The following is a 20,549-nucleotide window of genomic DNA, read 5'->3' as shown; positions in this document are numbered from 1 at the left end:
CAGCCTGAAAAACGATATGGTGTAGATAAAAGATTCCGATGGTTATTTCAAGGGTGTCAAGTCGGTATCTTGGGTTTCTAGATCGGTGGCTGTGCGTGTGCCGCCAAAAGCGGTATCCAGTGTTTTGTTGCCGTCGAATTTAACTGTGCCGCCTATCGAGTTTCCGCCGTATTCGGAGATATTGCCGTAGTAGGATTTTCTGTGGGCACCGAAGAATGCACCTTCCACTTGGCCTGTTGCATTGCCGGAGGTGGCGGTTCCGCTGAATTTGTTGCCGTTTACATTAACGTCTTTCATAACTACAGAGTCGCCGAAATCTTTGTTGCCGATGATTTCGCCGCCCAGTTTTCCTGTGTTGAAGTTAACTGTAAGTTGGGAAATCACCGTGGGCGCGTCAGCTTTGTTGGGGTTTTTCGGTGTGTAGGAAGAGCTGACCACTTTGCCGTTTTTGACACGAATGCCCCAAACATCATAAGTTGCTTTGCCTTTGACTCCTTTGGCTTCCGAACCGCCTTGCATGTAGGCAGCATCGGCTAAAGAACCACCTGCAAACAGGCTGGCTTCGCCTTTGGGAGAAATCCATGCACCGTAATACATAGTGCCCCGCATATTAATTGCAGGGCGGTCGGTATGGCTGCTGTCGCAGCAGGCAAAGATTTTGCCGCCGTCTGCGGTTGACTGCATTTCATGGCTGGTAAGGAATTTTTTGCTCGGAGAAGAGTAATCGGGTACGACCGGAGTATTGAAGTTACCGAATTGGTAATATTTGCCGTCGGGCGTTTTATATACGGTTACATCTTTATTAACGTCGTAGTAGTTGTTACTCCAGCTCGATTTTTCTTTTGTGGTTACGGTATATTTTTCTACCTCGCCGCCATTAGTGCTGACTGTAAAATAATTATCGGTATCGGCGTGCTTTTTAACATTGGCTGCACCAACATCCAAAGGCTGAAGAGTGGGGCGTTCTACAAATACGTCGGGTTGGTTTACACTGCCGCCCCCCGCACACGCGGCTAAAATAAATGGCAGAACCAAACTGATATAAGGCCGTCTGAAAGACCGGTTATGCATGGATTACCTCCGTTGGTTGGATATTTGTCGATTCGGCTGATATGCCGTTCATTTAATTGAAGAGTTTCATTAATTAAAATAAACTGGATTATTTTTACTAAAATTATGAAGGTAAATAATATTTGTTTTTATTTCCATATGAAATATACTCTGAAAACGATGGTTGTTACAAACATTTTTTTATAATTTTTTTACACAATTCCGATGAACAGTTTCAGAAAATTATCTTTTGCTCCCTTTCTATTTATCTCCGTATCCGCCGCTTTTTCGCCGTATTCTCGAGCAAATGCTTTACCGGATAGGGCTTCAGACGGCCTCAAGCAGGAGCAGCCTGCGGTGCGCATGCAGGAAAACGTATGGCTGGAGCAAATTGCCGCGCCTTCTGACCATGCTTTACCAAAACAAACAGAAAAAGAAGCAATCAAGCCTGTTACCAATGAAGATTTAATGAAGCAGCCCGAATTGCTGCACAACTTGATGCAGAGGGCGATCAACAGCGGCGATCCGCATTTGTTGGAATCGCTCACTGCTGCGTATAGAAAACAGCCTCAAGCCGATGCTGTTTTGCTGGCGCGGGCGGAGGGGATGATTGCGCGTTACAAAGGCGATTATCCGAAGGCAACGGCGGTTTACACCAAGCTGCATGAAGCTCACCCCGAAGATACGCGCATTACGCTGGATACGGCGGCGATTTTATGGGAAGACAGGCAGTGGAAAGAGGCCGATAGGCTGTTTGCCGAAGCCGCCGCCACGCCGCAGCTGCCGGAGGGGGTGCTGGAAAATATCGCTGTGTACCGCAAGCAAAGCGAAGAGGCGAACAAATGGCATTTCAACGGCGGTGTTAGCGTTACGCGCGATAACAATGTGAACAATGCCGCTCCGCCTTACTGTTCGCCGCTGGGTTGCGTCAAACAACAGGCCGAAAGTGCAACGGGCTTGAATTACCGGCTTTCGGTAGAAAAAAACACGCCGGTTAAAGGCCATCATAATGTGCTGTTTCGCAGCAATTTGAGCGGCGTCAGCTATTATTTCGACAAAAAATCCCAATACGACAATGCGTTTGGGCGTGCTTATCTGGGCTGGCAATATCAAAGCGCGCGCACCACATTCAATATTCTGCCGTTTTACCAATGGCAGCTTGCGGGCAGCGACGAATGGCAGCGCAAAACGCAGAAAGAGCAAACGTTCAATATGGATATGCTCGCTCATGCTGCGGGTTTTCAGACGGCCTTAAGCCGGCAGATTACCCCCCGCTTGCAGGCGCATGTGTCGGGCGAGGCTTACCGCCAGCACTACCGCGAGCCGGAACGTGCGGAGCGCAACGACGGCAAACATTACAGCCTTTTCGGTTCGGCGGCTTATCGCTTAACGCCGACGCAAACGGTTTATGCAGGCTTAAGCGGCGGCACTTTCCGCCCGAGCAATGACTTAATCGGCGGGCGAACTAACAATGCAGGCAACAACCGCCGCGGTGTGAGCGGCGGCTGGTTGGCAACGTGGCCGAAATGGGGCGGCTTGAACACGCAACTGAGAGCTGCTTACACCGACCGCCGTTATCGCGGTAGTGCGCTGAATGCCGATTTTGAATGGCAGGCGCAGCGCAACAAGGAAACTCTGTACAGCGTTTCGGCGGCCCATCCCAAACTGTCGATAGCCAAATTCATGCCCCGCCTAACTTGGGAGCAAAGCCGCATCCGCAGCACGCATAAATGGGCGGAGCGCAAAAACAACCGTCTGTTTGTGGAAATTGAAAAAACGTTTTAAGCAGGTTTGATGCCAATCTATTGAAATGAAACGGTTTCGCTATAAAATGAACAAGATGGTTCGGGCTTGGGCACAACCGTTTAAATTGAATCGCAAGGTATAAACAAGCGCATGATTTCAGAACGGTTTGCCGATGTGCTGCCCATCGGGTCGAATAGATTAAGGCAGGGCGAGTTGCTTTGCGAATCGGGAGCATCTTGATGGATATCCGCAAACACCACTTACAACAGGCAGTTGAACAGCGCATTATCAACCCGCAGCAGGCCGATGCTTTGTGGGCGTTGTGGCAGCAGCAAAACAGCCATGTGCCGCAATTCGGTTTTACCCATGTTTTGTATTATCTCGGCGGGCTGTTGGCCATCGGTGCGATGTCGCTGTTTATGAATTTGGGTTGGGAAGCCTTCGGCGGCACGGCGATTGTGGTGCTGTGTTTGGTGTACGGCACGGCAGGCGTGGCGCTGACTGAATATTTCCGCAAACGTAGTCTGCACATTCCGGCGGGCATTTGCGCTACTTTTGTGGTGGTGCTGGTGCCGCTGGCGGTGTACGGCTTGCAGCAGGCATTGGGTTTTTGGCCGGATAATGAAATGGTGTACCGTGATTACCACCGCTGGATTGATTGGCGCTGGCTGATGATGGAGCTGGCCACGCTGGCTGCCGCTGCCGTGATGCTGTGGCGTTACCGTTATCCGTTTTTGGTGATGCCGGTGGCCGTTACGCTGTGGTATATGTCGATGGACATTGCCGATTGGATTTTCTACGGCCATAACGGGGTGTACGATTGGACGCTCAAGCAGCAGGTTTCGGCTTTGTTTGGCGCGGCAATGATTTTGCTGGCGTTTTGGGTGGATTTCCGCAACCAAAGCGAGCGCGATTATCCGTTTTGGCTGTATCTTTTCGGCGTGATCACGTTTTGGGGCGGCCTGAGCTTTATGGAGTCCGACAGCGAGTGGAACAAGTTTATTTATTTCTTGTTAAACATGGGCATGGTGTTTACCGGCGTGCTGATCCGCCGCCGTGTGTTTGCCGTGTTCGGCGCGCTGGGGATGTTCGGTTATTGCTGGCATCTGGCCGATAAGATTTTTAAAGACAGTTGGCTGTTTCCGATTTCGCTTACGCTGATCGGTTTGCTGATTGTGTGTATCGGCGTGTGGTGGCAGAAGAACGAAGCGGTTTATACGCAAAGGCTGCAAAACAAAATGCCGCAGGCGGTGCGCCGTTTTTTACAGCGTAAATTTCAATAGCAGGGATAACGGGAGGCCGTCTGAATTTTTTCAGACGGCCTTTTGGGTTTTGGTAGCAAGGCATTTTGTTTCATGGCGGTTTGTAGGGGCGGATTACATATCCGCCCGCGTGTGCATTGAGGTTATGTGCGGGAAAGTCGGCGGCATTGGGCGTTTGTGTTTTTTATCATGGGGATGCCGGCGGATTCGGTTGGTGTTGCGGCGGCAGGTGTGGCGGCAACGGGCGGATATATAATCCGCCCCTACGGATGGGGTCGGTAAGGTTTGGAGTGGGATGTTATTGAGGCCGTCTGAAAGCCTAAACCATTTCAGACGGCCTCTCGGTTTTGGTAGCAAGGCATTTTTTTCATGGCGGTTTGTAGGGGCGGATTACATATCCGCCCGTGTGTGCATTGAGTTTATGTGCGGGAAAGTCGTCGGCATTTGGCGTTTGTGTTTTTTGTCATGGGGATGCCGGCGGAGTTGGTTGGTGTTGCGGCGGCAGGTGTGGCGGCAACAGGCGGATATGTAATCCGCCCCTACGGGAGAAGGTCGGTAAGGTTTGGAGTGGGTGTTATTGAGGCCGTCTGAAAACCTAAACCATTTCAGAAGGCCTTTCCCAACAACGGCTGCTGCCGCACGATGGCACGGATAACGGTGCGGTTGGGGGCGAGGGCGTGGCGGATTCTTGGCGACAGCGGGTTGGGCAGGCCGAGGATGTCGGCGGCGACGGCGGCGGCGCAAATGGGGGCGGTGGCCAGCCCGCGGCTGCCGTGGGCGGTGTTGATGTAGGCGTTCGGCAGATAGGGGCAGGGGGCGTTGAGGCGGTAGTTTTTGTCGAGGGCGAGTTTGGCGTACACGTTTTGCATGGCGGCGATGTTGCCGAGTGCGCCGACGATGGGCAGGTGGTCGGGGCTGTCGCAGCGCAGGGCGGCGTGGCCTTGCGGGGTGAGGCCGTCTGAACGGATTTCAGACGGCCTTTGGTGTTGGTGAGAACCGTCAACGCCGTCTGAAAGCGAACTTGGTGGGCTTCGCCAAAGCAGTTGCGCGGCCAGTTGTTTGTTTAATTCGTGCAGGTTGGCGCGGTTGGTTTGGCGGTCGGTTTCGCGCCAGTCGGTGCCGCTGTCGTGCTGGACGAAGGTTGCTCCGTAGCAATGCAAGCCTTGCCATGCGGGGCTGATGTAGCTGGCACCGGAAAGGGCGCAGCGCAGTTGTTCGGAATACGGCACGGCGGCGGCGAGGTCGGTTTGCCCGCGCACCAAGCGGTAAGGCAGGGCGGAGACGTTGGGGTCGGCGGCTTGCGGGCTGTGTGCGCCGGTGCAGTAAATCAAATGGCTGCCGCTGAAGGTGCGTTCGGGCGTGCGGATTTGCCATTCGTTGCCGTCGTGTTCGGCGGCAAGCACGGGCGTGCGGGTGTGCAGTTCGATCAGCGGATGGTCGAGCAGGACGCGGACGAGCGCGGGCGGGTTCAGCCACACGCCTTGCGGCCAATACAGGCCGCTTTGTACGGTTTCGATGCCGGCAATCTGCGCGGCTTCGTCGGCATCGATGGGGCGGTAAAGGTGGGCGTGGTGGCTGTGCGTACCCAAAGCCTGATTGCGGCGGGTTTCTTCGGCATCGTGGTTGAGATGGAGCACGCCGTTTCCGCCCCAGCTTTCGCGGTTGGGCAGCAGGGTTTCGAGCAGGCGGCGGGTGTAGCCGTAGCCGCACAGCAGCAGTTCGGTCTGCTCGGTGTTGTGCGGCGAAATCTTGGCATACAGCAGCCCTTGGCGGTTGCCGGACGCGGCGTTGGCAGGTTCGGCGGCTTCCAGTACGGTAACGGGCAGGCCGTGTTCCGCCAGTGCGCGGGCGGTGGCTGCACCGGCAATGCCTGCGCCGACGATAACGGCACGGCTGGGCACAGCGCGGTGTTCAGACGGCCTAAACCACGGTTTGACGGGTTGCGGCGGCAGTTGCGGCACGGCTTCGGTCTGCCATTGTATGGGCTGCGGAAAATGTTCGCCCAGCCGCGCGGCGTTTTCAGACGGCATCAGCCATAAATGCACGCCGGGCAAAATGTTCTCCAACACGTTGGCTCCGTTGAACTGGATGCAGCCGAGCTTGCCCGCTATGGCTTGCCGCAGCGCGCTTTCTTCCACGCATGGTTGTTCAGACGGCCTGAATTCGGGGATGCGGCGGTCGGGCAGGCATACGATCAAATACAGCGGTTTGGCATGGCGGCGGACAGTATCCACAAGCGCGGCAAGCGGGGGCGGGGCGTTCCAAGCAAGGCAGTTCATAAATGAGGCCGTCTGAAAATAGTGCGGGCAGCCAGTTTATCACGAGCAAACGGCGGACAAACAGGTTGGAAAGCTGCTAAAATTTGTGCGATTTTATGATTTCAGACGGCCTGCGGCGGCAAGCCATGCAAAGCTGTTGCATCACGAGCCGCAGGCCGTCTGAAAATATGCCACGGAACCTGCTATGAACCCATTAATCGCCGACTTCCAAACCGAATCCGCCCGCACGCCCGTGATTGTGGCTTTGGACTTTGCCAACGAACACGACACGCTTGCCTTTGTGCGCCGTCTCGATCCTTCCCTATGCCGTTTGAAAATCGGCAAAGAACTGTTTACCGCCACCGGCCGCAGTTTGGCCGAAAGCCTGATCAACCAAGGCTTCAAACTGTTTCTCGATTTGAAATACCACGACATTCCCAACACCGTAGCCCTCGCCTGCAAAGTAGCGGCCGATATGGGCGTGTGGATGGTGGACATGCACGCTTCGGGCGGCCGCCGCATGATGGAAGCCGCCGCCGAAGCCGTGGCCAACCATGCGCAAAAACCGCTGCTGATCGGCGTTACCGTGCTGACCAGCATGGAGCAGAGCGACCTTGCCGAAATCGGCCTAAATCAACCGGTAGAAGAATTGGTGTTGCGTTGGGCGAAGCTGGCGCAAAGCTCCGGTTTGGACGGCGTAGTCTGTTCCGCCCATGAAGCCGCACCGCTGCGCCGCGAGTTGGGCGGAGCATTTGTGCTGGTTACGCCCGGCATCCGCTTGGATACCGCCGGCAACAGCGACGACCAACGCCGCATCATGACTCCCGCGCAAGCGTTGGCGGCGGGTTCCACCTATTTGGTGATGGGGCGGCCGATTACGCAGGCCGCCGACCCCGTGGCCGTGTTGCGCGAAGTGAATGCGGCAGCCAATCAGATTTCGATTTAAATATGTTCAGACGGTCTCTTGTGATAAAGAGGCCGTCTGAAACACAGATAAACGGATATTCCTATGGTACTCAACACCGATATACAGCAATTACAGTCGCGTTTGGCACAAGCCCGCGTTTTGGTGGTGGGCGACGTGATGCTCGACCGTTACTGGTTCGGCGACGTTGCCCGTATTTCCCCCGAAGCCCCCGTGCCGATTGCCAAAATTTCTAAAACCGACCAACGCGCGGGCGGTGCCGCCAACGTTGCCCGCAACATCGCCTCGCTGGGCGGCAAAGCGGCGTTGCTGTCTGTAACCGGCGATGACGAAGCCGCCAATGCGCTGGAAAAATTGATGCAGCAAGACGGTGTGGCTTCGTATCTGATGCGCGACAAAGAAATTTCTACCACCGTCAAACTGCGCGTGGTTGCCCGCAACCAGCAGCTTATCCGCCTTGATTTTGAAGAAATGCCGCACCGCGAGATTCTCGATTCGGTTAAAGATCAATATCGCAAACTGCTGCCCGAATACGATGTGGTGGTGTTGTCCGATTACGGCAAAGGCGGGTTGACGCATGTGGCCGGCATGATCGAATGGGCACGTTTGGCAGGCAAGCCCGTGTTGATCGACCCGAAAGGCGACGATTACGAAAAATACGCCGGCGCCACCCTGCTCACGCCCAACCGTGCCGAGCTGAAAGAAGTGGTGGGCAGTTGGCGCAATGAAGCGGAATTGACCGAAAAAGCCCAAAACCTGCGCCGTAATTTGGATTTGGAAGCCCTGCTGCTAACCCGCAGCGAAGAGGGCATGACGCTGTTTCGCAGCAGCCAGATCGACCACCAGTCCACCCGCGCCCAAGAGGTTTATGATGTATCCGGCGCAGGCGACACCGTGATTGCCAGCATGGGCTTGGGCATGGCCGCCGGTTTCAGCCTGCCCGAAGCCATGCACATTGCCAATACCGCCGCCGGTGTGGTGGTGGCGAAACTGGGTACGGCGGTGTGTTCGTTTGAAGAACTGAGCGCGGCTTTGAAAGAACAACAGGCCGTCTGAAAGGTTTTTCAAACCATATTCAGACGGCCGACTCCTTGTTTTCAAAACCAAAAGGAAAAGATTATGACCATCATCGTAACCGGTGCCGCCGGCTTTATCGGCAGCAACATCGTTAAAGCCCTGAACGAGCGCGGTATAACCGACATCATTGCCGTCGACAACCTGACCCGCGGCGAGAAATTCAAAAATCTGGCCGAGTGCGAAATCGCCCATTATCTCGACAAACACGAGTTCATCCGCCAAGTGCGCGAGCATCTGTTGCCGTTTGACGATATCGAAGCCGTGTTCCACGACGGCGCGTGTTCCGACACCATGGAACACAACGGCCTGTATATGATGGACAACAACTACCAATACAGCCTCGATCTGCTCGATTGGTGTCAGGACGAACGTATTCCGTTTTTATACGCCTCCAGCGCGGCGGTGTACGGCAAAGGCGAGATTTTCCGCGAAGAGCGCGAATTGGAAAAACCGCTCAATGTGTACGGCTATTCCAAATTCCTGTTCGACCAAGTGGTGCGCCGCCGCATGGAAGAGGGCTTGACCGCGCAAGTGGCCGGTTTCCGCTATTTCAATGTGTACGGCCCGCGCGAACAGCACAAAGGCCGCATGGCTTCGGTGGCGTTCCACCATTTCAACCAATACCGCGAGCAGGGTTATGTGAATTTGTTCGGCGAAAACGAAGGTTACGGCAACGGCGAGCAAACCCGCGATTTCGTGAGTGTGGAAGATGTGGTGAAAGTGAACCTGTTCTTCTTCGATAACCCTGAAAAATCAGGTATTTTCAACTTGGGCACCGGCCGCAGCCAGCCGTTTAACGATTTGGCCGCCGCCACCGTAAACGCCTGCCGCGTCGCCGAGGGCAAGCCCGCGATGAGCCTTCAGGAATTGGTTAAAGAAGAGCTGATCCGCTACATTCCGTTCCCTGATTCGCTCAAGGGCAAATACCAGAGCTTTACCGAGGCCGATATTTCGCGTTTGCGCGAAGCCGGTTACGAAGAAGCGTTTTTAGATGTGGACGAAGGTGTAAGCCGCTATGTGCATTGGATGATGGAAAACCTTTAAGCCACGCAAGCCCACGGCAGGCCGTCTGAAAGGCAAAAATACTTTATAATGCTTTTCAGACGGCCTGTGGTGTTTTCGGGCTGCCGCAAGCGGAAAAGAAAACCGCACACAATACAAGCAAAGGAGAAAACCATGAGCGGAAAAAATGATTTTGCAACCGCCGATCTAATCGACATCGCCCCCGACACGCCTTCGTGCGAAGTACAGTTCCGACATTTCGGCCGCCGGCACCGTTTCTGCGGCAGAATCCGCACGGTAAAATGCAGCCGCGACAACGGCTTGGTCAAAAAGCTGATGAACACGCATTCCGACGGAGAAGTGCTGGTGGTGGACGGCGGCGGCGATTTATACAGCGCATTGATGGGCGATATGATTGCCGGTGCGGGCGCGGCCAACGGCTGGGCGGGCGCGGTGATTTTCGGCCCCATCCGCGACAACGAAGCCATCAACACCATGCAGTTCGGCGTGAAAGCCTTGGGCACCAACCCGCGCAAGAGTGCGAAAGACGGCGCGGGCGAAGTGGATGTGCCGGTCACTTTCGGCGGCGTAACATTTACCCCGGGACATTATTTATACAGCGATTCAGACGGCATCTTAGTGTCTGAACAACCGCTTCACGAGGAATAAACGATATGAAAGTAACGTCAAAATGGATAGACGGCATGTGTTTTGTCGGCACAACCGAAGCCGGCCACAGCGTCGTGATGGAAGGTTCGGCGCAGGAAGGGCAGGCCAAGCGCGGCCCCAGCCCGATGGAAATGCTGCTGCTGGGCGTGGCGGGCTGTTCCAGCATTGATGTGGTGATGATTGCCGAAAAGCAGCGTCAGGACGTAGTGGATTGCCGGGCAACTGTTACCGCCAAGCGTGCCGACGACACGCCACGCGTGTTTACCGAAATCCACATCCATTTTGAAGTGCTGGGCCGCAACCTGAAAGAAAGTGCGATTGAAAAAGCCGTGCAGATGTCTGCCGAAAAATATTGTTCCGCTTCGATTATGTTGGGCAAAGCGGCCAAAGTGACGCACAGCTTCGAGGTTGTCGAAACGGCTTAAATCAAAACATGCCGTCTGAAAACAAGGTTTTCAGACGGCCTTGACTTGCCTACGATTCAGAATGGTTCAAACGGCCGGCAATATAGTCAATCCACTTAATTTTGATACAAGGCAGCAACACCGTAGCAAGTTAAGTATATTTGCGATAACTACTCGAATACTTCCAACTGCCTGATCAGGCAGGAGAACCGGTATGACAGATAACGAAAACAATTTTCCGCAAGCACCCGCAACCTCGTCTTTGCTGGAAGAGCGGCACGATGCCGAGCTTTTCCGCGTATATTCCAGAATTTTAGACGGCATTACCGACCACAACCTGCGTCCGGGCAATAAGCTGACCGAATCCGACCTGTGCCGCCAGATGACTTGCTCGCGCAGCACAGTGCGTAGCGCGCTTTCTTTGCTGGCACACGATAAAATCGTTGATTTGCTGCCCAATCGCGGCGCATTCGTGCATGTGCCCGATGCCAAAGAAACGCAAGATGTGTTCAAAATGCGTATCGCCTTGGAAGAAACCATCATCAACATGCTGCTTGAAGAAGAAAACTTGGCGGAAAAAGCCAAGCCTCTTTATGCGTTGATCGATCAGGAAGAGGCAGCCTTCAACCGCGGCGACCGGGTAAGCTGGAACCGCTTGTCCAATGCTTTCCATGTCGAGCTGGCGCGTTTGCTGAATAATGATGTGCTGCTGGAAATTGTGAATACGTTGTGCGCCCGTTCGTCTTTGATTATCGCCGTGTTCGACGCACCGAAAGACCGTTTGCGCCATACCTATTGCGAGCACCGCGAGATTCTCGATTTGCTGGTGGAAGGCAAAAAAGCCCGTGCCTGCAAGATGATGAGACGCCATCTAGGTCAATGCCAAGCGCGTTTGTTGAGAAAGTTTGAGGCCGAAGCCTGAAAATCTTTGGGGCGGGAATCAATGAAAGATGCTTTACTGTTTTGAATTGGCAATGAAGTGGTCTAACCGTAAAGTATCATGCACACAAAAACGAGGCCGTCTGAACTTAGCTGTTCAGACGGCCTTACCGTTCGGGCAATGCCTGGCGGCAGGCTTAAGGCTGCTTCAGTTTGGTCATGCCTTCTTTTTGCAGCAGTTCGTCAATCTGTTGCTGCATTTTTTCCTGCTTGGCCTTGCGGATCAGAATATCTTTAATTTGCTCGAAAGGCGGCGCGTCGGGGTTGCGTTCGGAAGCCGTGAGTTTAAACAGATAAAATCTGCCGTTCATCTCTACCGGCTCGCGGGTAATTTGGCCGCGCGACATCCGGTTGATCACATCCGCCAAAACCGGCGGCAGTTGATTGGGCGAAATAAAGCCGCCGATTTGCTCGGGGCTGGGGTAGCGCTGCATTAAACCGTCGAAAGACAAACCTTTCAATAACAGTTGTTGTGCCTGACGGGCTTCTTCTGCGGTGGCAAAATTAACCTGCTGGATTTTCACTGCACGGGTTTGGCTGTCGTAAGCGGCGCGTATGTCTGCTTCGTTTACCTGTGCTTCGCGCTCAAGGTGTAATGCGTATTGTGTGGCATAAAACTGCGCTTCTGCATTTTTAAAATGAGCCTGAACTTCGGGTTTTTTATCCAAGCCTATTTTCAACGCTTCGTTTTTGAGAATTTCAACGGTTTGCAGTTGCAGCGTAATGTTTTTACGCAGGCTTTCCACGTCGGGCTTTTGGCCGTCGGGCATCAGGGAAGCGTTTTCAAGCTCTTCTGCCACCAAAGCATCAACACGGCTGCGTTCGATTTCGGGAACTTTGCCGATGGCGATGCCCGCAGCCAAGGCGGCTGCGGCAAAAAATATAATCTTTTTTTGTTTTTTCATATTGCTTTATGTGTTTTGAAGTTATTTGGCCGTCTGAATATTGGCTTTGCGGTAAAGGGCTTCGATGGCGCTGTCTATGCGGGCGGCTTGAAGCTCTTGTGCAATGCCGTTTTTGGCGGTTTCGTATGAAGGAACCTTGGCGGCACGTTTGTCGTTGATATAGAAAACGCCGAACATGCCGTTGCCGTCTTGCAGGGGCGTGGCTGTGAATCCGCCTTTGGCAAGGTTTTTAACGGCTGCGTAAACTTCGGGTGCACCTTGTTCCAAGTCTTTAAGATTAACGTATCCGGCGTTCAGACCGTTATTGGCTTTGCCGCGCGGGTCAACCGTATATTGGGCGGCAACGGTTTTAAAATCTTTTTTGGCTTTAAGGTCGGCAATGGCTTTTTGGGCGTCGGCGGCATTGGATGTCAGGATTTCGCCGAGTTGGACTTCGTGGCTGCCTTGGTAGAATTTGCTGAATTCGCCGTAGGCGGTTTTCAAATCGTTTTCACCGATGGGATTGTTCCGCAAAAGATATACAAAATAAGCTTGATTGAGCAAGTCGTTTTCAAAAGCCGTCCATTGTTCTTTAAAACCGGGCTGTTTATCCACTCCTTGGGTTTTTGCATCGGAACGTGCGCGCTCAAGGGCTTTTTTGTATTCGGCCGATTGGTCGAGTTTCAGGCGTTTGGCTTCTTGGCTGATCAAAATGGCCGTAACCTGGCGTTCGGTCAAGTCGCGGCGCAGAGCCGGTGTGTCTGGGATTTGCGGGTTTTGGCTTTGCAGCATTTTTACTTGTGCATCAATATCTTTGCTGTCGATTTTGCTGCCGTTAACAGTAACAATCGTTTGCGCCCACAAGCTGCCGGAAACCAAAGCCAACAACAGGGCTGAAGCAAAATAAGATTTTTTCATGTCGATTCTCTGCTTTTTCAAATAAAACGGGAATGGGTCGAACCGGCTTGCAACCGGCTCGGCCTAATGGAAATATTCTTCAGGTGTAACGGCTTTGACACTCAAAGCGTGTATCAGGCCGTCTGAAAAAAAGTCTTGAAGCAAATCCTTTACCATGCGCTGGCGGTTCAAACGGCTTACTCCGGCAAATGCTTCGCTGACCAACAATATGGCGTAGTGCCCACCGCCGCGGTTGCCCGCGTGGCCTTCATGCAGATGGCTGTCATCGCGGAACTCGAATATTTCAGGCCGCAAGCTTTTCAGACGGCCTTCTATCATTTCTTGCATGGTAGGCATTATTTAAACACCGCTTTAAAAGGCTTGATTAAAATTTCTTCATATACGCCGGCATCAACGTAAGGGTCTTGTTCGGCCCATGCCTGCGCTTCGTCCAACGAAGCAAACTGCGCAATAATCAGGCTGCCGGAAACCCGTTCGGGGTTGTCGGGAAGAGGGTTTGGGCCGGCCGTCAGCAAACGTCCTTCCGATCTGAGCTTTTCCAAACGCTCCAAATGAGCGGGGCGGGCGTTCAAACGCGCTGCGTGCGCTTCTTCGGCATCGGTGGCCAATAACATAAAATATTCCATATAATCAACTTTCTTTAGGTAAATGCTTGCTCAAATATACGCCTTGCCCTAAAGCAAAAGCCATCATTAAACCCAGTGTTCCGAAAAGCTTGTAGTTCACCCATTGTTGTTCGGAAAAATTATGGGCCACTACCAAATTGGCTGCACCCATAAAGATTAAAAAGACCACCCAAGCAATCGTCAGGTTGCCCCAAATACGGTCATCCAACTTCAATTCTTTGCCCATCATGGCCTTCAAACCGTTTTTTTTCATGATATGGCTAACAGCTAAGGCCGCGGCGCCAAACCAAAACAGCAGTGTGGGTTTCCACATAATGAAACGGGGATCGCGCAATAAGATGGTTGCCCCGCCGAACACCACAATCAACCCCAAATTAACTTTCTGCATCGTATCGAGTTTTTTGTGCTTCAACCACGTTACGGCTGCCTGAATAATGCCAACCATCAGTGCAACGGCTGTTGCCCAAATAATATTTTTAGTAGTCGTATAAATAACGAAAAACAGAATAATGGCAATGAAATCGTTTAAAATCTTCATCTTTGTGCAGGATAAAATGAATCAAACCGTGAGAATTTCACAATCATACAGGTAGATGAACTCTTTTGCATTACTTATGTCAATGCTAACAAGGCACGTCAGGCCGTCTGAAAAAAAGGCCGATTGTCGGATTTACTTTAAAGTAAATCAAAGAGTGGTTATAAAGTTGCAATTGCCAGCTTATCGTTTACATAAATTAGCAAATTTACTTGGCAGAGTAGGCAGTCAGCATATATCATGCTGATTATATACAGTCAGGCAGTCAGGCTGCCAACTCGAACAGGGGATAATAATTTGAAAAACAATCATAGAATCAAACTGATTGCTGCTTCTTTGGCCTTAACGACATCATTATCTGCAGTTGGCGGCTTGGGCGGCTTGAATGTTCAATCGAATTTGGGCGAGCCGTTCTCCGGCACGGTAACGGTTACAGGGGAAGAAGCTAAAGTTCTGCTTAACGGCGGGAATGCATCGCTTTCAGACAGTAATTTGCGCACCAGCGTCAGAAAGTCCGGCGATAAAGCCGTCATCAACATCCGTTCCAATACACCGATAAACGATCCTGTTTTGGTTTTCCAAGTAGGTGTCGGTTCACAATCGCGTCAATACACCGCTATTATCGATCCTGCCGACTATGCAGCAGGAAGTGCGGCAGCATCTCAGGGTGAAAACAGATCCGCCGCTGTCGACCAATCGGCAAGCGAACGCACCGTATCTCCACGTTCGGCACAACAAAAACCGAGTATCAAGCAAGCTCAAGAGCAGGCTAAGATAAGAAAAGAAAATAAAAAATCTAATGCCTACTCCAAAGTCGAGAGAAGTCGCGATGCAGCTTCCGCCGAACAAAAATCATTTGTTCCTCTTGAAGGCAATTATAAAGTCCGCCATGGTGAAACATTAACATTCATCGCTGAAAAAGTGCGTCCTCAAGGCCTGACTTTATCTGAAACCATTAACGCTTTGGTTTTGGCCAACCCGAAAGTTTTTCCCGATAACAATCCTGATATCGTTATTGCCGGCAGCACGTTAAGTATCCCTTCTGCGGCGGAGCTTAGAAGCCTTTCAAAACAAGGTGTTGCTGCAGTTAAGAAAACAGAAGAAACAGTTGTTGAAACCCCTGCTCAAACAGCGCAGGCTTCACAACCGGCTGTGTCGGTTGAGGCACCTGGCGAGGCCGAAAAAACATCTGAATCCCAAACAACTGCCAGTGTTACGCCTGCTGCATCTGAGCCTGTTGTAACCAAGGCGGAAGAAGAAAAAGCGTCCGCTCCTGCAGCTGTTGCCACAGAAAATACGCCTAAATCTGAAGCAGTGCCCTCAACTAAACCTGCTGTTGCAGAAACTGAAAATAGTGGCTGGTGGCGTTGGCTTCTTTTTGCCGGTTTGGGTGCAATTGCGTTGTGGTTGCTTCTCAGATTGGCTACCAAAAAGAAAGATCATGTTGAACAGGCAGATGAAAATGATCAGATTCTTTTGAAGGAAGCAGCAGAAGAAACCCATCTTCACGCTCAAAATCTGAATTCGTCTGCATCTTCTACAGTTGTTAAACCTTCAGAATCTTCCTTGCCGCATCCCGGGGCTGTTTCGGGCGCTGCGGCTGCTACTGTTGCCGCAGCAACACAAACTAAAACTGCTGAAGAAGGTTTGGATGTAGAAGATGACTTTGACGATGAGATTTTCTTTACCGAAACCGAAACTATTCCTGCGGATAAATCTGAAAACAATTTCAGCTTGGATTTAGGTTCGATTGACCGTGCCCAAGACGGTATCGTATCCGGCGCATTAACTCAAGATGAAGAAACCCAGAAGCGTGAAAATGCTAATTGGGATGCTATTGAATCAACTGAAAGTGTTTACGAGCCTGAGCCCGAAAACGAGTACCAACATGTAGCAGTTGAATTTACGCCAGTTGAGGATACAGCTCAATCTGTTGAAGTGGTTGAGATTGCAGAGATTTCTTCAAATGAAGGCAAGCTTGAGCAGAGTGATGAGCCTGATGCGGTAAATATCGAGTTTGAAACCGAGAATCAGGATCAAGTTTCAACAGTTCAAGAAGCTGATGTTTCGGAAATTTCTTCTCAGCAAGACGAGAGCGTTGCGGTTAACACCGTAGAATTTGAACCACTTGAATTTGAAGCGTCTGACTCTTCAGAAGCAGATAAATTGGCTTTATCAGAGAGTGAGCCTTCTACATTTGATCAAGTTCCGGCTGATTCGGCAGAGGTAACGGAAACAAATTCTGCAGAGTCGATAGTCGAGTTTGATAATCAGGTTGTCGAAAGCGGATCAGTTGAGCAAATTACTGAAACTTACGATGCTACATCATTCGCTAATCAAGCCTCAGACGGCCAAGTTGGTGAAGCGTGGATAACTGCAGATGCTGATAACAGCGCTATCGCCTTCCAAGATGAAGAACTGGCTAAGCCTGTTGAGGTCAATGTTTCTGATGATGATGGTGAAACCATCGAATGGGAAAGCATGGAGCTGGAGGGTGATAGTGAGCGTAGTGAAACCGGTTTTATTTCTGAATCGGTAGGTATGACCGCTCCGCTTGAAGCTAAATATGAGTTGGCACAAATGTATGTGGAAATCGGCGATCCTGATGCCGCAAGAGAGACACTCCAGGAGTTGCTTGAAGAAGCAAATGGAAGTATCTTGGAAAAAACAGAGACTATGCTTGCCGAGTTGAATAAATAATTAATCTCTTATTTGACATTTATCCGCAGTATGCCGGAGCTAAATATAATTTTTTGATAAAAATTGTTTCAAAACCGAACCTGATAGGATTATCAGGTTCGGTTTTTTTTTGAGGATGAATTTATCTTCTCTCTATAGTCATCAATCAATACATTTTTAATGCAGGGCAGCAAGCCGCAGGCAGTACAGGTAGTACGGCAAGTAGCAGTAGCACTCGGTAGTAAAAGTTAAGTTGATTGATTTATCGTGTGATATGTTTGCTTTCGCTGTGCTGCCTGCTTTGAATTGCATCAACATCCGCGGTTTTTAAAGATCTCATAAGGTAATAAGCCCTGATCCGGCATTCTGGTTATGCTAGATCAGGGCTTTATTTTTAGAGTGATTGGTTTTATTTCATAGATTGAGCAAGGAAATAACCTAATCCTATTAAAATTAAGCAGATAAAGACAATAGAAACAACTAACATTAAAACTTTACGGCCTTTTAATGAAAATATAAGGCTTGAGCGGCCTAGTTCACGTTCAAGTTTTTCTTCAAGCTCGGCGCGAATTTGTTTGCGTAGGCGCTTTTCTTCGGCCTGCTGTTCCTGCTGGAGCTTTAAAGCGATTTCCTGTTGTTTTTTATGCTCAAAAGCGACTTTTTCTTCCCACTCTATTCGTTTACGTTGGATAACGGCTTCGGTGGCAGATGAGAAGTGTAAACGGCATGTGGGGCATTCTGTAGTGTCTTCCGGGTTTTCTACTATTGTTCGGCAGACAGGACATTGGTCTACAATTTTTTTAACTTCTTCTTCGTTTTGACTCTCATCCGGTAATAATTCGAGAGAATGGCGGATAATAACGTCAAGCCCTAAATAGCTGAAATAATGTTGCGCATTTTCACGCTCTTCTCTTGTGCAATTTTCGGCAATGATTGCTTGGGGACGTTCAGCCAATGCTTGAATCAAGTCATTGGCTTCGTTTTCCGGCAAGTTGTCTACCAAGCAGGCATTTATTCTTTCTCTGTCGACATTTGGCGGATAAGATACGTAAACATCATATAATTTTTGGTTTTGCATTATTCTTCCGTAAAATCATGCTGTTGGATTTCGGGTTTTTGTGTTTCCAACAATAGTATAGCTATAAATTATCAGAGATAATTTTCAGTTAAAATCCGATTTTTGTCTCGGAGAATAAGGTTATGTGATTAACCGAGTTTTGTCAGTTGAATGTATCTAAGCGGTATAAATTTACGATGGCTTACATATCAAATCGATTTAGTGTTTAATATTTAGGCTAGTAAATCTATTACCAATGGGTTTTTGTAAATTCAGCAAAAGTTCTTGTAATTATAAATTAGGTATTTAAAAGATGTAAATTTTTTTATCAGGCGGTTGGTATGGTGAAAAACATTCTGATATCGCCAGAATATCAAGTACGGTTTTTCTTTGGTGTACTTAAAATGTAAGGCAGCCTGCTAGACAGACTGCCTTATTTTATTGGCATGTTGTGCTGAAAGCATTACACCGAGAAAGAAGAGCCGCATCCGCATGTGGTGGTTGCGTTAGGGTTTCGTATAACGAATTGGGAGCCGTGAAGACTTTCTGTGTAGTCGATTTCTGCACCTACCAAATACTGATAACTCATTGGATCAACCAAAAAAGTTAAGCCGTTTTTTTCGATTTCGAAGTCGTCGTCATTTTTGATTTCATCAAAGGTAAAACCGTATTGGAATCCTGAGCATCCTCCGCCGTTGACGAAAACGCGAAGCTTCAAATCGGGGTTGTTTTCTTCAGCAATCAAATCTGCAACTTTGGTGCAGCAGCTTTCGGTAAAAATAATAGGGGTTTCTTCTGACATGATTTATTCCTTTAATATGGTGTGATTGGCAGCAACCAATATTGCTTTCTAAATTTAGGCTGTTCAGTATAAATTCAATAGGTGTCTTTGAAAACAATTAAGAAGGGGTTGGGTGCCGTCTGAAAAATTAATCCCATCCTTGAATATTTTGTTTAACTATATTCGACAAAGCATCAATCCATGCGGGGTGGGTGTTCAGGCAGGGGATGTATTGATATTGTTTTCCGCCGGCTTCATGAAACTGCTCTCTGCCTGCTATGGCAATCTCTTCCATCGTTTCTAAGCAGTCGCTGACAAACCCGGGGCAGAATACGTCCAGTTTGGTTATGCCTTGTTTGGGTAACTCGTCAAATAAATCTTGTGTGCTCGGGCCTATCCATTTTGCTTTGCCGAATTGGCTTTGGAACGAGACGATGTAGTCGTCTTTTTCGAGAGACAGTGCATCTGCTAAAAGTTCGGCAGTTTTCTGGCATTCGTAGGCATAAGGATCTCCTTCGTCGCTGTTTTTTTGCGGGATGCCGTGAAAACTCAACATGAGTTTTTCGCCTCGTCCGTGATGAGCCCAAAATGCTTGTATCTGTTGTTTCATGGCATCTATGTAGCCGGAGTCGCTATAAAAACGGGAAACGGTACGGATGCTGATTTGGTTGCGCTGTTTCAATAGTGTTTCAAATATTTTATCCAATGCGGCTCCTGTGCTGGAGGCTGCATATTGGGGGTAAAGCGGAATGGCCAGCACGCGGGTTATGCCTTGGGCTTTGAGTTCTGCCAATACTGAAGCGGCATTGGGAGAGCCGTAAGTCATGGCGTGGCGTACGGTAATGTTGGGTATTTGTTCTGCAACTAATTCCGCTTGTTTTTCTGTGTAGACAGCTAAAGGCGAGCCTTCGGGAAGCCATACTTTTTCATAAGCGTGGGCGCTTTTTTTAGGGCGTAGAGTCAGTACCAGCCCGCGCAATATGGGCTGCCACACTAGTTTGGGAAGTTCGACGACACGTTGATCAGAGAGGAAGTCGCGTAGATATGGCCGGACGGCCGCTGCAGTCGGCGCTTCCGGCGTACCTAGGTTTAGTAGGAGTACGGCGGTTTTTTCTTGAAGGTGATGGGGTGTGGGCGGTTCGGGGAGAAAGCGCGGCATGAGAATATCCTAATATTTGTTTTCAAGCGGCATCTTACGGTATTTTTAATGTGTAGGAAACTTCCGGGCAGGCTATGGAGGGGATTGCAAAGATACATTGGGATTTGTATAAAAATAATGATTTACATCCAAATATTTAAGCCGGTGAGTAGGATGGTGTAGCGTATAAATTTTCCTGCAATGAGCATCATACTGCTTTTCCAAGCGTTTAATCTCAGCCAGCCTGCGGCGATCGGTAGTGCATCTCCGACAATCGGCAGCCAGGCAAATAAAAGCGTCCACACGCCGTAACGGTTGAGCAGGCGGAAGGTTTTTTCAGACGGCCTTTTATTAAGCGGGATATACCGCCCCATATAATAAGAAACTATGCTGCCTAATCCGTTGCACAAGCCGGCAACGAGTAACGCTCCTGTTTGTGCGGTGGGATAGCTGTTGATAAATAAAAGGAAGGCAGCTTCTGATGTGCCCGGCAGTATGGTTGCGGAAGTGAATGAAGAAGCCGCGAGGGCGAGATAAGGCCAAAATAGTTCCATTAAAACGCGTAGTCGGTAAGTAAGTTCGCTATTTTAACCGAGTAG

At 50.2% G+C, this 20,549-nt stretch carries 20 protein-coding genes; 9 read left to right on the top strand and 11 right to left on the bottom strand.

Annotation, left to right across the window (positions count from 1 at the left end; genetic code table 11):
- Positions 1-42: 42 nt before the first annotated feature.
- The gene (locus tag AKG43_RS07800) at positions 43-1,071 is read right to left on the bottom strand and encodes a Slam-dependent surface lipoprotein (RefSeq protein WP_054600007.1); all 1,029 of its coding nucleotides are present in this window, start codon (positions 1,069-1,071) and stop codon (positions 43-45) included.
- 204 nt (positions 1,072-1,275) lie between these two features.
- Between AKG43_RS07800 and AKG43_RS07795 the strand changes: the two genes are divergently transcribed.
- The gene (locus AKG43_RS07795; protein ID WP_082403028.1) at positions 1,276-2,835 is read left to right on the top strand and encodes a surface lipoprotein assembly modifier; all 1,560 of its coding nucleotides are present in this window, start codon (positions 1,276-1,278) and stop codon (positions 2,833-2,835) included.
- Positions 2,836-3,035: 200 nt separating this feature from the next.
- On the top strand, positions 3,036-4,079 hold the full coding sequence (locus AKG43_RS07790; RefSeq protein WP_054600005.1) for a hypothetical protein: 1,044 nt from the start codon (positions 3,036-3,038) through the stop codon (positions 4,077-4,079).
- Between the two features lie 584 nt (positions 4,080-4,663).
- On the opposite strand, the gene mnmC is transcribed toward AKG43_RS07790, so the two are convergent.
- Positions 4,664-6,337 carry an FAD-dependent 5-carboxymethylaminomethyl-2-thiouridine(34) oxidoreductase MnmC gene (gene mnmC / locus AKG43_RS07785; RefSeq protein WP_054600004.1) on the bottom strand — a complete coding sequence of 558 codons (1,674 nt, stop codon included), beginning with the start codon at positions 6,335-6,337 and terminating at the stop codon, positions 4,664-4,666.
- Positions 6,338-6,521: 184 nt separating this feature from the next.
- Between mnmC and pyrF the strand changes: the two genes are divergently transcribed.
- The 6 genes from pyrF to AKG43_RS07755 all read left to right on the top strand — a co-directional run bounded on the left by pyrF (position 6,522) and on the right by AKG43_RS07755 (position 11,315).
- A complete protein-coding gene (gene pyrF / locus AKG43_RS07780) occupies positions 6,522-7,262 on the top strand; it encodes an orotidine-5'-phosphate decarboxylase (RefSeq protein ID WP_054600003.1) in 741 nt (246 codons plus the stop codon).
- 63 nt (positions 7,263-7,325) lie between these two features.
- The gene (gene rfaE1, locus AKG43_RS07775) at positions 7,326-8,297 is read left to right on the top strand and encodes a D-glycero-beta-D-manno-heptose-7-phosphate kinase (RefSeq protein ID WP_054600002.1); all 972 of its coding nucleotides are present in this window, start codon (positions 7,326-7,328) and stop codon (positions 8,295-8,297) included.
- 63 nt (positions 8,298-8,360) lie between these two features.
- A complete protein-coding gene (gene rfaD, locus AKG43_RS07770; protein WP_054600001.1) occupies positions 8,361-9,362 on the top strand; it encodes an ADP-glyceromanno-heptose 6-epimerase in 1,002 nt (333 codons plus the stop codon).
- Positions 9,363-9,494: 132 nt separating this feature from the next.
- Positions 9,495-9,989, top strand: coding sequence for a ribonuclease E activity regulator RraA (rraA, locus tag AKG43_RS07765; RefSeq protein ID WP_054600000.1), 495 nt, complete (start codon positions 9,495-9,497; stop codon positions 9,987-9,989).
- Between the two features lie 5 nt (positions 9,990-9,994).
- Positions 9,995-10,414, top strand: coding sequence for an OsmC family protein (locus AKG43_RS07760; protein ID WP_054599999.1), 420 nt, complete (start codon positions 9,995-9,997; stop codon positions 10,412-10,414).
- A gap of 193 nt (positions 10,415-10,607) precedes the next feature.
- Positions 10,608-11,315 carry a GntR family transcriptional regulator gene (locus AKG43_RS07755; protein ID WP_054599998.1) on the top strand — a complete coding sequence of 236 codons (708 nt, stop codon included), beginning with the start codon at positions 10,608-10,610 and terminating at the stop codon, positions 11,313-11,315.
- Between the two features lie 154 nt (positions 11,316-11,469).
- On the opposite strand, the gene AKG43_RS07750 is transcribed toward AKG43_RS07755, so the two are convergent.
- From AKG43_RS07750 to AKG43_RS07730, 5 genes are all read right to left on the bottom strand, one after another.
- Positions 11,470-12,237, bottom strand: a complete 768-nt coding sequence (locus AKG43_RS07750; RefSeq protein ID WP_054599997.1) for a peptidyl-prolyl cis-trans isomerase — start codon at positions 12,235-12,237, stop codon at positions 11,470-11,472.
- A gap of 21 nt (positions 12,238-12,258) precedes the next feature.
- Positions 12,259-13,134, bottom strand: coding sequence for a peptidyl-prolyl cis-trans isomerase (locus tag AKG43_RS07745; RefSeq protein WP_054599996.1), 876 nt, complete (start codon positions 13,132-13,134; stop codon positions 12,259-12,261).
- Positions 13,135-13,197: 63 nt separating this feature from the next.
- A complete protein-coding gene (locus AKG43_RS07740) occupies positions 13,198-13,470 on the bottom strand; it encodes a BolA family transcriptional regulator (RefSeq protein ID WP_054599995.1) in 273 nt (90 codons plus the stop codon).
- Positions 13,470-13,760 (bottom strand): YciI family protein, encoded by a 291-nt coding sequence (locus AKG43_RS07735; RefSeq protein ID WP_054599994.1) that lies wholly within the window; start codon positions 13,758-13,760, stop codon positions 13,470-13,472. Before AKG43_RS07735 ends, AKG43_RS07740 begins: the two co-directional genes overlap by 1 nt.
- Positions 13,761-13,764: 4 nt before the next feature.
- A complete protein-coding gene (locus AKG43_RS07730; protein ID WP_054599993.1) occupies positions 13,765-14,298 on the bottom strand; it encodes a septation protein A in 534 nt (177 codons plus the stop codon).
- Between the two features lie 237 nt (positions 14,299-14,535).
- Here AKG43_RS07730 and AKG43_RS07725 point away from each other — a divergent pair, with 237 nt between their 5' ends.
- Entirely contained in the window at positions 14,536-16,995 is a 2,460-nt protein-coding gene (locus AKG43_RS07725) for a FimV/HubP family polar landmark protein (RefSeq protein ID WP_054599992.1), read from the top strand.
- Between the two features lie 388 nt (positions 16,996-17,383).
- Here AKG43_RS07725 and AKG43_RS07720 read toward each other — a convergent pair whose 3' ends face one another.
- The 4 genes from AKG43_RS07720 to AKG43_RS07705 form a co-directional block, all read right to left on the bottom strand.
- The gene (locus tag AKG43_RS07720) at positions 17,384-18,052 is read right to left on the bottom strand and encodes a hypothetical protein (protein WP_054599991.1); all 669 of its coding nucleotides are present in this window, start codon (positions 18,050-18,052) and stop codon (positions 17,384-17,386) included.
- 442 nt (positions 18,053-18,494) lie between these two features.
- Entirely contained in the window at positions 18,495-18,833 is a 339-nt protein-coding gene (gene erpA / locus AKG43_RS07715) for an iron-sulfur cluster insertion protein ErpA (RefSeq protein ID WP_054599990.1), read from the bottom strand.
- Positions 18,834-18,960: 127 nt separating this feature from the next.
- On the bottom strand, positions 18,961-19,971 hold the full coding sequence (gene hemH, locus AKG43_RS07710) for a ferrochelatase (RefSeq protein WP_054599989.1): 1,011 nt from the start codon (positions 19,969-19,971) through the stop codon (positions 18,961-18,963).
- 122 nt (positions 19,972-20,093) lie between these two features.
- The gene (locus AKG43_RS07705) at positions 20,094-20,504 is read right to left on the bottom strand and encodes a YqaA family protein (RefSeq protein WP_054599988.1); all 411 of its coding nucleotides are present in this window, start codon (positions 20,502-20,504) and stop codon (positions 20,094-20,096) included.
- Positions 20,505-20,549 lie beyond the last annotated feature (45 nt).

It is taken from the genome of Neisseria sp. 74A18, assembly GCF_001308005.1.
GTDB classification, from domain to species: domain Bacteria; phylum Pseudomonadota; class Gammaproteobacteria; order Burkholderiales; family Neisseriaceae; genus Neisseria; species Neisseria dumasiana.
Note: the sequence above shows the minus strand (reverse complement) of the source record. Positions and strands in the feature narration are given on the sequence as shown.

Excerpts from the sequence above, each read along its gene's own strand:
- erpA (WP_054599990.1), bottom strand. The coding sequence starts at position 18,833 with ATGTCAGAAGAAACCCCTATTATTTTTACCGAAAGCTGCTGCACCAAA.
- AKG43_RS07790 (WP_054600005.1), top strand. The coding sequence starts at position 3,036 with ATGGATATCCGCAAACACCACTTACAACAGGCAGTTGAACAGCGCATT.
- AKG43_RS07795 (WP_082403028.1), top strand. The coding sequence starts at position 1,276 with ATGAACAGTTTCAGAAAATTATCTTTTGCTCCCTTTCTATTTATCTCC.
- AKG43_RS07755 (WP_054599998.1), top strand. The coding sequence starts at position 10,608 with ATGACAGATAACGAAAACAATTTTCCGCAAGCACCCGCAACCTCGTCT.
- pyrF (WP_054600003.1), top strand. The coding sequence starts at position 6,522 with ATGAACCCATTAATCGCCGACTTCCAAACCGAATCCGCCCGCACGCCC.
- AKG43_RS07725 (WP_054599992.1), top strand. The coding sequence starts at position 14,536 with ATGCTGATTATATACAGTCAGGCAGTCAGGCTGCCAACTCGAACAGGG.
- hemH (WP_054599989.1), bottom strand. The coding sequence starts at position 19,971 with ATGCCGCGCTTTCTCCCCGAACCGCCCACACCCCATCACCTTCAAGAA.
- rfaD (WP_054600001.1), top strand. The coding sequence starts at position 8,361 with ATGACCATCATCGTAACCGGTGCCGCCGGCTTTATCGGCAGCAACATC.
- AKG43_RS07705 (WP_054599988.1), bottom strand. The coding sequence starts at position 20,504 with ATGGAACTATTTTGGCCTTATCTCGCCCTCGCGGCTTCTTCATTCACT.
- AKG43_RS07720 (WP_054599991.1), bottom strand. The coding sequence starts at position 18,052 with ATGCAAAACCAAAAATTATATGATGTTTACGTATCTTATCCGCCAAAT.
- rraA (WP_054600000.1), top strand. The coding sequence starts at position 9,495 with ATGAGCGGAAAAAATGATTTTGCAACCGCCGATCTAATCGACATCGCC.
- mnmC (WP_054600004.1), bottom strand. The coding sequence starts at position 6,337 with ATGAACTGCCTTGCTTGGAACGCCCCGCCCCCGCTTGCCGCGCTTGTG.
- AKG43_RS07745 (WP_054599996.1), bottom strand. The coding sequence starts at position 13,134 with ATGAAAAAATCTTATTTTGCTTCAGCCCTGTTGTTGGCTTTGGTTTCC.
- rfaE1 (WP_054600002.1), top strand. The coding sequence starts at position 7,326 with ATGGTACTCAACACCGATATACAGCAATTACAGTCGCGTTTGGCACAA.
- AKG43_RS07740 (WP_054599995.1), bottom strand. The coding sequence starts at position 13,470 with ATGCCTACCATGCAAGAAATGATAGAAGGCCGTCTGAAAAGCTTGCGG.
- AKG43_RS07760 (WP_054599999.1), top strand. The coding sequence starts at position 9,995 with ATGAAAGTAACGTCAAAATGGATAGACGGCATGTGTTTTGTCGGCACA.
- AKG43_RS07735 (WP_054599994.1), bottom strand. The coding sequence starts at position 13,760 with ATGGAATATTTTATGTTATTGGCCACCGATGCCGAAGAAGCGCACGCA.
- AKG43_RS07730 (WP_054599993.1), bottom strand. The coding sequence starts at position 14,298 with ATGAAGATTTTAAACGATTTCATTGCCATTATTCTGTTTTTCGTTATT.
- AKG43_RS07800 (WP_054600007.1), bottom strand. The coding sequence starts at position 1,071 with ATGCATAACCGGTCTTTCAGACGGCCTTATATCAGTTTGGTTCTGCCA.
- AKG43_RS07750 (WP_054599997.1), bottom strand. The coding sequence starts at position 12,237 with ATGAAAAAACAAAAAAAGATTATATTTTTTGCCGCAGCCGCCTTGGCT.